At 67.4% G+C, this 9,206-nt stretch carries 9 protein-coding genes and 2 pseudogenes; 3 read left to right on the top strand and 8 right to left on the bottom strand.

Annotation, left to right across the window (positions count from 1 at the left end):
* Window positions 1-421: 421 nt before the first annotated feature.
* The 4 genes and pseudogenes from AC07CM_RS39835 to AC07CM_RS39820 form a co-directional block, all read right to left on the bottom strand.
* Window positions 422-1,227, bottom strand: a pseudogene (locus tag AC07CM_RS39835) (transposase).
* Window positions 1,228-1,297: 70 nt separating this feature from the next.
* A complete protein-coding gene (locus tag AC07CM_RS39830) occupies window positions 1,298-1,936 on the bottom strand; it encodes an HAD family hydrolase (protein ID WP_478881421.1) in 639 nt (212 codons plus the stop codon).
* Window positions 1,937-2,349: 413 nt separating this feature from the next.
* A complete protein-coding gene (locus tag AC07CM_RS39825; RefSeq protein ID WP_478881420.1) occupies window positions 2,350-2,526 on the bottom strand; it encodes a hypothetical protein in 177 nt (58 codons plus the stop codon).
* Window positions 2,527-2,839: 313 nt separating this feature from the next.
* Window positions 2,840-3,619, bottom strand: coding sequence for an aminoglycoside phosphotransferase family protein (locus AC07CM_RS39820; protein ID WP_478881419.1), 780 nt, complete (start codon window positions 3,617-3,619; stop codon window positions 2,840-2,842).
* A 125-nt stretch (window positions 3,620-3,744) separates the two neighbouring features.
* Here AC07CM_RS39820 and AC07CM_RS39815 point away from each other — a divergent pair.
* Window positions 3,745-3,878 (top strand): annotated as a pseudogene (locus AC07CM_RS39815) (IS5/IS1182 family transposase); the annotation flags it as partial.
* A gap of 517 nt (window positions 3,879-4,395) precedes the next feature.
* Here the strand turns inward: AC07CM_RS39815 and AC07CM_RS39810 are convergent.
* Window positions 4,396-4,905 carry a hypothetical protein gene (locus AC07CM_RS39810; protein WP_478881418.1) on the bottom strand — a complete coding sequence of 170 codons (510 nt, stop codon included), beginning with the start codon at window positions 4,903-4,905 and terminating at the stop codon, window positions 4,396-4,398.
* 987 nt (window positions 4,906-5,892) lie between these two features.
* Between AC07CM_RS39810 and AC07CM_RS39805 the strand changes: the two genes are divergently transcribed.
* Together AC07CM_RS39805 and AC07CM_RS39800 are read left to right on the top strand one after the other, a co-directional pair.
* On the top strand, window positions 5,893-6,444 hold the full coding sequence (locus AC07CM_RS39805; RefSeq protein ID WP_478881417.1) for a SigE family RNA polymerase sigma factor: 552 nt from the start codon (window positions 5,893-5,895) through the stop codon (window positions 6,442-6,444).
* Window positions 6,441-7,790, top strand: coding sequence for an outer membrane protein assembly factor BamB family protein (locus AC07CM_RS39800; protein WP_478881416.1), 1,350 nt, complete (start codon window positions 6,441-6,443; stop codon window positions 7,788-7,790). The genes AC07CM_RS39805 and AC07CM_RS39800 overlap by 4 nt, the downstream gene beginning before the upstream one ends.
* Before the next feature lie 222 nt (window positions 7,791-8,012).
* On the opposite strand, the gene AC07CM_RS39795 is transcribed toward AC07CM_RS39800, so the two are convergent.
* From AC07CM_RS39795 to AC07CM_RS39785, 3 genes are all read right to left on the bottom strand, one after another.
* Window positions 8,013-8,213: a hypothetical protein gene (locus AC07CM_RS39795; RefSeq protein WP_478881415.1), complete on the bottom strand. Its 201-nt coding sequence runs from the start codon at window positions 8,211-8,213 to the stop codon at window positions 8,013-8,015.
* A 209-nt stretch (window positions 8,214-8,422) separates the two neighbouring features.
* Entirely contained in the window at window positions 8,423-8,818 is a 396-nt protein-coding gene (locus AC07CM_RS39790; protein WP_478881414.1) for a hypothetical protein, read from the bottom strand.
* A gap of 37 nt (window positions 8,819-8,855) precedes the next feature.
* Window positions 8,856-8,999: a hypothetical protein gene (locus AC07CM_RS39785; protein ID WP_478881413.1), complete on the bottom strand. Its 144-nt coding sequence runs from the start codon at window positions 8,997-8,999 to the stop codon at window positions 8,856-8,858.
* Window positions 9,000-9,206 lie beyond the last annotated feature (207 nt).

Genomic DNA, 9,206 nt, shown 5'->3' with positions numbered 1-9,206 from the left:
GCTACTCCGGGGCCGAGCCCCCCCCCCTGTGTCGCGCCCCGGGGAAGCGAAAACTGCCGCGGCGGGGAGAGGCTCGCGGACCCCCCCCCGCCCGCCGTGCCGTAGGTCGCCGCAGATCCTGTTGGCCGGGGCGAGGCGGTGGCGGGGAGCGACGGCGCTTCACCGTGCAAGCCGTACCGCAGCTGATTAGGCCAAATGCCGCCGATTAAGACACCGTAAAGCGTTGGAAGTCCCACGCCTGCCCGATTCGCGACCTTGTCTCGGCCGAAACGAGGTCGCCCAACTTCAGTTCGAACGAAGAGGAGTTGGGGATCGGTACCGACGTCACGAACATGCCGTACGTGTCTGAACAACTCGCTGATATGTGTCAGGCACTGGGCCCTGGTCGGCAACCGCTGGAGGGCCTTACTAGGGTCTGTCTTCAGTTGTGATCAGTGGGCTTCAGGAGGCTGCTGATCCAGATGGTGGCTGCGCGGAGGTGGAGTCCGGCGAGGTAGCTCGCGGGCTTCTTGTCGTAGCGAGTCGCGATGCCCCGCCAGTCCTTCATCCTGTTGATGGCCCGCTCGACCGTGTTGCGGTCGCGGTAGAGATCAGCGTTGTGGGTGACGGGCCTGCCGCCATGGCTGCCTTTCTTCCTGCGGTTGGCGGCTTGGTCCCTCTTCTCTGGGATGACCACCTTGATGCGTCGTTTGCGCAGGTGGATCTTGCTGGTCAGCCCGCCGCGGGACCGGCCGAGCAGGGCGGCCTTCAGCCGGGCCCGCCGTCTCAGGCGGATGCGTCGGCGTTCGGCGCGGGCCGGATCGCCTTCGCTGTCCTGCCCGCCTTGTTCCTCGGACGTTCCCCCTTTTGCGAGGCCGCCTCCTCCAGCGCCGCCAGGGTCTGTTCGCTGACCCGCATGCCGGCCGCATCATGATGAGCCCGTGTGGTGGTGGAGTCCACGCTGACCAGGGACATGTCGATCTCGTTCCTGCGGGCGGCCTCGGCGATCGCCTCTTCCAGCAGGGCCTCGAAGACGCCAGCGTCGCGCCATCGCATGAAGCGGTTGTAGACGGTCTGCCAGGCGCCGAACTGCTCGGGCATCTCCCGCCATTGGCTGCCGGTGCGGAACCGCCAGATCACCCCCTCGAACTGCTCGCGGAGCCGCTCGGGGTACGGGCCGAACCTGCCGACCGGCAGAAACGGCCCGATGAACTCCCATTCGCTGTCGGTGAGTTGCGCACGTGTCACGCCATAGTCCTATCGGACCGGCACCCGCCCCCGGGCTTGATCACAACTGAAGACGTCCCCTAGGGCGACGTCATCGGAGCGGGACACGCTCTGCAAACCGGGGACCAGTGTCCAGATGAGCTGCGATGCGCGTGATGGTCCGGGCGTTGTCCTCGAACAGATGCGCCTGCATGCCCGCCGCCTGGGCAGCCTCAACGTTGACTGCGACGTCGTCGATGAAGAGACAGCTCTCCGGCCGGACCTCCAGGCTGGCGCATGCGGCCTCGAACGCATGTGGGTCCGGCTTCTGGATGCCGATCTCGTGCGAGTACACGATCTGCTCGACCAGTTCGTCGAAGTGGTACAGCGCCGTCTCCCGCTCCCGGGCACCGACGAAGCTGTTGCTCAGGATGCCCAACCTGCAGTTTCCCCGCAGCCCTCGCACATAAGCGATGAGTTCCTCGTTAGGCGTTCCCAGGTATTCCGCCCAGAGATCAGCCATGAAGGCTTCCACCTGGGGCGTGTCGAGCCCCAAGCGGGCTGCTACCTCCCACTGCACGTCGTGTTCGCTGATGTGGCCGACGCTCCCGGCTTGCCACACCTCCCGCATCCGCTCATGCACAGTGCCCGGCGGCAGCGTCAGCCGCTCTTCCCACTGCTGCACCCACCCCGTTTTCGGCGTGATCTCCAGAACGCCGCCGATATCGAGAATGACGCAGGCCCCCGTCACTGGAACTCCCCCTCTTCGTTCTACCGGTTGGCGAGTAAACACCGCCCGCCCGCTCATGTGATCTATGGAGACACTGTTGCCCCTCCCTCTGGGGCAAGGTCAAGCGATCTCGGAACCTGGGTTGCTGGGACGAACTCTGTCACCAGCCGCAAACGGCGATTCGCCGGCTGTCGCATCACGCGTTCGGCTCAGCCTCGTCGCTGGCGTCGATTGCTGCCTGGCGGCCCAGCGGTCAGTGTCCGCCGCGTCCTCGTAAGCTCGGCAGAGCGGGGGATAGCGTGACGCGGTCAGCACCCCTGACGCCGCCCGTGAGAGTGGCCGACTGGTTCCGACGAACACCCTCTGCCGCCCGGTCAGCCTCCCCGGGCCACCGCCCCAATTCTCGCAGCGGTGGCCCCTTGGGGGGCCGCTACTCAGCCGGCGGAGGAATGCAGCAGCGGCGAACCGAAGTTGATGGCACGGTCGGCCTCCCTGACGATCCGCGTCGCCGCGGCGTTCACCTCGACCGGTACATCACCGCGTTCCTGGACGAGGCTGTCGTAGATCGGTGCATCACCCCAGGCATGCCGGGTGCCGTTCTGCTGGCTCACTGCCCTGTCCCTTTCTCGCCCGTACAAACGGCAGCCCACATCGAGCAGCCACCGGCCGTGCCGTACACACAGCTGCCTCCACCGCGGCCCGTACACCCACAACGGTCCCCTGTTACCGCCGCGTCGGGCCGCGCACAGCCGACATCCGAACACCACCGGCCCCCAGTGAAGCGCGCCCATCCACCACCGCTCCCTAGGCAGCGACTGCCCCCCGGGGGCCGGAGGAAGACGGGGCCGGTCTGGGGCAGCAAGAGGCTTCCTTTCAGGTTCGCTGCTCGCTGGCAGCCAGAAGTCCGGGCGACAGGCGGATTGGCTATTCGACCAGATGCCGATGCGCCTTGCTCCAGGCGATCCTGTTGTCGAGTTCGGTCAGGAACCCATCGGCAGCCCAGGTGGCCTGGGGCTCGTGCCCCTGCTCGGCCAGCCGGCGCACGAGGTCGGCGGTGTCCTGCTGTCTGGCGATGACGGCATCGACGATCTGCGCAGTCGAGTCGAGGCCGTACGCGCTGCAGAAGTCCTCCAGCCGTGAACGGCGGTCGGGCGGCGCCGGGTAGTGCAGCCAGCGCAGGCATGCGGCATCGTCGCGGAACGGGGCGGTGTACTCCAGGGCGTAGGCCACGTCGTGCATGCGTGATGCCGGGTGGGCGAAGTCCCAGTCGATGATTCCCACCGGCTGGGTACCCCGCCAGACGACGTTCCAGGGACCGAAGTCCCCATGGCAGATGACCTCGTCGTCGCCTGGGCTGCCTGCGTCTGTGGACCAGCTCGCGCCAGGCGGAGGTGAAAAGCTCCTGCAGGCATCGTGGTAGTCGCGCAACAGCCGGGCGAAGTTCCTCAGACCTTGGTCGTCCACGACCTTGGCCCAGACCGACGGACCGGAGTCACCGTCGATGTAGGTAATGACCTCACGCCCCTCGTCGTCGATCCCCAGCGGCCGCGGCGCATAGGTAAAGCCGACCTCCGCCAGGTGCCGCAGCAACGCATGGACGGTGGGCGTCCACGGCTGGACGGGCCTGCGGACAGTCCCACCGATCCGCACCACCCGACGATGGGCACCGTCCTGCATCACTTCCTCACTCGACACGCGGTTCACGTTACCCAGCCGGTCTGAAGGCGCGGCATCTCGATTGACCCCGCCCTCATGCGGACCGTCAGCGACGGACGGCCAGGACTTCCCTTCCGCCGCGTCGACGGGGCAGCGGGTGAAACGATCTGACCGTGGCTGGTGTGATCACGGCGTCGGAGCCGTCCCGGACAGCCCCGTTCATCGGATGAGCCCACGCTGCTTCCGCGAGCTGATCACCGCGTTACGCAGCGAGGGTGCGGACCCACTGCGCCAAGGTCGTCCCTGGCGCAGCATGAGGGGATCTTCGGCGCCTTCGACGGCCGGGCCGAGCCCGAGTGTGGGTGGGCGGCGACGAGGATGTTGATGCCGCTGGAGTCGATGAACGTGACCCGGTGTAGATCCACCCCCCAAGGCGCAACCTGCCAGAGATGTCCAACGCCTGGTGAAGCGCGGCTGACGTCCTGTTGTCCGGCTGGGACGCTGCCCTGGTCTATGGCGAAGTCGTCGTCGTAGCCGCCCCCGCGAAGTTACCGGGGCGCCTGGCGCGCCAGGAAGGGATCCCTGGAGGCTCATGGAAGCGCGAGAGTGCGTCACCATCCCGGTGCACGCCCATGCGCCCCCTGCAGAACGCCGAAAGGGCCCCAGGTCGATTCCCTCCGCCCTACCACAGTTCAACGGCACCATCATCGAGACCGGCACCGACCTCTACCGGCTCGCCACCCGCCCGAGCCGAAGCACCCGCGACGGCCGGCTGACCGCTGCAGACTCCAACGTGATGGTGCTCCGCCCTCAGCGAAGGGCCATCACGCGCCGTTCCAGGGGACATCCGGCGCGAGCATTTCGTGGATACAGCGGCGCAGTCCGCTGCTGTGGTCGACCGGGGGGATCCATGGCACCTGCTGGAACAGCTCGCCGAGTTGGTCGGTGCCGGGGTCGGTGAGGAGGGTACGGAGTTCGTCGGGGACGGGGTCATCGACCAGGCACAGCCAGGCGAGGGCGGCGCCCACGCGGGTCTCGAGCGGCTGGGCGGCGTCCGACCACAGGGCCCGGGCCCACGCAGGAGCGTGTTCGTCCTGGTCTTCGCGCGCGAGTTGGGCGATCGCGAGGATCAGGCTCACCCGGACCGCCGGATCATCTTCCACGGCCGTCCTGCTGTGCAGGGCGGAGGAGATAGGCGGCATCTCGCCTGTAGCCGTCGCCAGGACGAAGGCGGTCGCGGAGCGGACGTCGGAATCGGGGTCGGGGAGAAATGGGAACAGGAGGTGCAGGTCGGCGGTAATGGCGGCGCGAGCGGCCTGGATCGTCGAGTCCACCGGGCAGAACGTGGTGCCCTCCGCATCCTCTGGATCTTCGGCGATCTGGAGGAGGCCTTCGCGTCTACCGTCCCCGGAGGCCTGACATCGTCCGATCTCGGCGACCAGTCGGAGGGTCTCCGCGCGGAGCCGGGGGACCCAGTGGCCGCGATCCGGAGCAGGAACGGCACCGCCAGTGCTCCCACCACGGTCGTGCTGCCCTGGTGGTGGAGCCCCTCCCACAGTTGCCCCAAGGCCCGGCGGGCGGCTTCGGTGTCCCCGGAGGCGAGCGTCGCGAGGAGACCGGGGATCTCCGTGCCCGGGCCGTAGAAGGGCGGGAACCGCTGCCAAGGGATCTTGTCGTACCTGAACCCGTCCTTGACCTCCTGCGGGATCGCGCCCACGGCCGTCCGCATGTCGGCATCCATGCCCACCCACGGCTCCGGCCACCTGACCCAGCGGTCATCGTCCATGGCTTGGCATTCCGCTCCACCGACACCATCCGAACGCCGGGAGTGTAACGGCCGATGATCAAGAATGCCGTCCGCTACTGCCGTACCCCGGTGGCACCGCACCACGCGGTGACGTCGTTTCTCGTGAGCGTCTGCAGCAGTCAAGATCGCCAACTGCTGCCGAAACCGCTGGTCAATCGCTGCTACTTCACGTAGACGAAGCCAAGTGTTCGACAGAGTTGCGGCTTCGGCCGTCACCGTCGCCCTGACCGACCTTCGTCCGACCCGCCGTCGATCGGATCCCGAGGACACCTCGTCGTCGGCGACATGACGGAAACGGGGAGCGGACAGCCCGTAGCCCCCCGACGTCGGCTGCCGGTTCGCCCACCCGAGGTGGTGCGGCCTCGTTCTGTTCGCGAGGGGTAGGGCCGGCCTCACGGCCGACGGCGGCCCGAGGGCTGTGGCCGGCTTGGTAGGAATGCACAATCTCGATCAGCTGAGGGATAGCCACGAGTGGCTCACCGCGTCGTGGGGGTCGTGAAGAAGGGGAGGGTCGATGGAGGCCTTGAGCCACGATGAATTCCGGGAGTTCGTAGCGATGCGCTCCACCGCGCTGCTGCGGCTCGCGGTGCTGCTCACCGGCGGGGACCGGCATGCTGCGGAGGATCTGCTGCAGATCGCGCTGATGAAGGCCTACGGGCGTTGGGCTCGCATCGAACAGCCCGAGGCGTATGTCCGCCAGATCATGTACCGGCAGCAGGTCAACCGCTGGCGGCTGCGCAGACACCACGCCGAGACCATGGTGCCGGTGCTGCCCGAGTCCGGCGGACAGGCGGGCGCCGGGGCGGACCCGGAGCTGCGGATCGCGTTGTGGGCGGCGCTCGGCCGGCTGTCCAAGCGCCAGCGCGCCGTGGTCGTGCTGCGCTACTTCGAGGACCTGCCCGAGGCCGAGGTCGCGGAGCTGCTGGGCATCCCGGTGGGCACGGTGCGCAGCACGGCGCACCGGTCGCTCGCGAAGCTCAGGGCGCTCGTACCGGAGCTTGAGCCCGACGGGCCTGCGGAACAGCGGCGACCGCTCAGTTACACGGCGAAGGAGATCCAGGGATGACGACAGAGCGGGTGGAGGAGAAGGTCCGGGAGACGCTGCACGCGGTCGCCCTTGATCAGGTGCTAGCGCCGGGGGACCTGGCGCAGCAGGTGGTACGGCGGCGCAGCCGGCGTCGTTTCTCGCAGGCCGCAGGGGCTGCGGTGGCCGTCGCCGCGATCGCTGCGGGGGCGATGCTCGGCCCTTGGGGCGGCGGTGCGGCCGAACAGGGCCGGCCTGTGCGGCCGGCGGCGTCGCCGCAGGGCTGGCACCCGTGGCAGAGCGGCGTGGCGGGAGTCAGCGAGCGGGGCTGTCTGGTGGACGGTTCCGCACTGTATTGCAGCGGGTCGGAGTATGACGTCGCGAAGGTGGACGCCAACACCGGCGAGCGGCTGTGGACCGTCAAGGTCAATGGCGAAGGCGACGGGAACGACCACCCCTTCGCCGTGCGCGACGGCGTGGTCTACGCCTACCGCAACCACACGGCGAAGCACCTGCCCAACGGGGACTACGCCGGCGGCACCGATCTGATGGCAGTCGATGCCGCCACCGGCGAGCGACTGTGGTCGGTCGAGATGCCGCAGGACGACCGCACCGGCCAGGCTGCCATGCTCATCGACGGCGCGGTATGGGCGAACACCCCGTCCCTGCGGACGATGTCGGCCCTCGATCCACGGACCGGTGAAACGAAGTGGCGCCACACCTGGGCCAAGGATGATGTGTGCCAGCGGGCCGTGCTGAGCGGTGTGCCCTACCTCCTGTGTTCACAGGACAGCGAGGAAGTACACGACACCGACGTCTTCCGTCTCGATCCCGCCACCGGAGAGGCCCACAAGGTCACGACCCTTCCCGGCAGGCAGCAGCTGCTCGGGACCTCGGACGACCGGATGGTCCTGACCGGAGCCGCGGACACGGCAGGCGACGACTTTCAGCTGACCAGCGTCAGCGGCTCCGGGACGCGGACGTCACTGCCCGACCAGGTCAAGGGACACATCGCCAACTGGACCGTCGGCGGTGATCGCCTGATCTCCGTGTCCTGGAAAGGCCAGGCCTCCGCCTACTCGCTGACCACCGGAAAGACCGTGTGGACCGGCCCGGTGGGCGTCACGATGCCCGGCAAGGACACAATGGCGTCTCTCGCGTCTCCCGTGGTGTCGACGAGGCAGGCAACCGTGTACTTCTTCAGCCCGGCCGGAGAGCTGTCCGGACTTGACCTGCGCACGGGTAAGCAGCTCTGGCACGCTCACATCGACACCGGCAAACCGAAGCCCGGCTTCACGGACGCGCCCCAACTCCTGCTGTACCAGGATGTGCTGATCGCCAGGAACGGCAGCAAGATCTTCTCCCTCCTCCCACCGACCGGCCACTGACGCGAGCAACGACAGGCCGGGGCGGTCCTTGCGCCCCAGCCTGTCGTCCCTGCACGGAGCCGACCAGCGTCGTAGGAGGCGGCGGATGGCGGCTTCGTCGTCCCACTGGTTCTTGACGGCCTGGGTGGGTCGGTCGGCGGCAGTGTCCAGCTCCACGGGCGTCAGGCTTCGGCCCCGGTCGTGCTGGAGGGCCTTCCGGCTCAGGTAGGCGTGTTCGAACTCCTACCTGCACAAGCCGACGAACTCGTCAGGGCGTTCCTCCACAGCGAGGCGTTCCCCGACCACCTCGAACAGCTCACCTTCGCTCTCTACGACCACGCTGGCCCCCTGCCCACTGTCGCTATTGATGCCTGCGAACGCATCGTCCAGCACGCGGGCAGGGAACTCGGCGACCTCAGAACCCATCGCGCGGCGGACGGTCACACCTGGTCTCGGCAGTCCTCCGCCTCTATCGGCAAAGCCCGCAGCACGAACGGATCCGTTGCCTGGACATCATCGACAGGCTCTCGCAAGCAGGTGCCTACGGGTTGGCCGCTGCCTAGGGAAACGAGCGCTGACCACACCAAAAGGTGGCCCTGGCGTCGCCGAGACCCGCTTGTCTCAGTGGGAGACGGGCACAACCTGATCCCTGGTCAGAGTATGTAGGGGTAGAGACTGATCTTCTCGCGCTCGATGAAGAGCTCGACCCACGCATTGGCGACATCTTGGGGCAGCGGATCAGCAAGGTCCAGCAGGATATTGGTGCCGTCGAAGTCCAGCAGGGCGGCACCGTCCTCAGTGAGGCTCAGATGTCCCCGCAGGACTACGCAGTGCCCACCGGTCCGGATCCCAGGACCGGTACCAGCAGCAGGTTTGGCGTTCTGCCCCCAGACGATGTTTTTGTCGATCGTCCACTCGACGTGGTACTCGCCGGGCTCGGCGGCCCGATCCCCGCACCACCGGACCGCGGTGTGACCAAACGAGGTCCGGACATCTGCAAGCCAGAGACTTCCGGGAAATTTTGCGACCTTCACCAGTTCGATCAGCACCGCTCGATCATGCAGCATCTGCGTTGCTGCCGAAACATCACGGGTTCATCTTGCGGAAGTCTTGGTATTCGTCGCAGACCATGCCTTGGTTGACCCAGCGTTGGGGGTCTGCGGCGAGGGCACGCTGGGCCAGGTGCAAGGCTTCCTCGGGGGTGGGCAGGACGGCAATCTCCCGTCTCAACGTCTCTTCCTCGGGGTCCAGGGGCGGGAACTCGGTGATGTCAGGAAGTCGTCGGTGCCAACGTCTTCGACATCACTCAAATGGATCGTCACGCCCGAGGGGCCGGCGCTGAGGGCGATCCAGCGAAGCCCTGGGTGACCGTCGAGTTCGACCCTGCCGAGGAACTGCTCGATCTGTCTTCCGCGGCGGAGGGCAGCGAGAGCGAAC

This window comes from Streptomyces sp. NPDC044061 (genome assembly GCF_056434305.1).
This window is presented reverse-complemented; position numbering and strand designations above follow the sequence as displayed.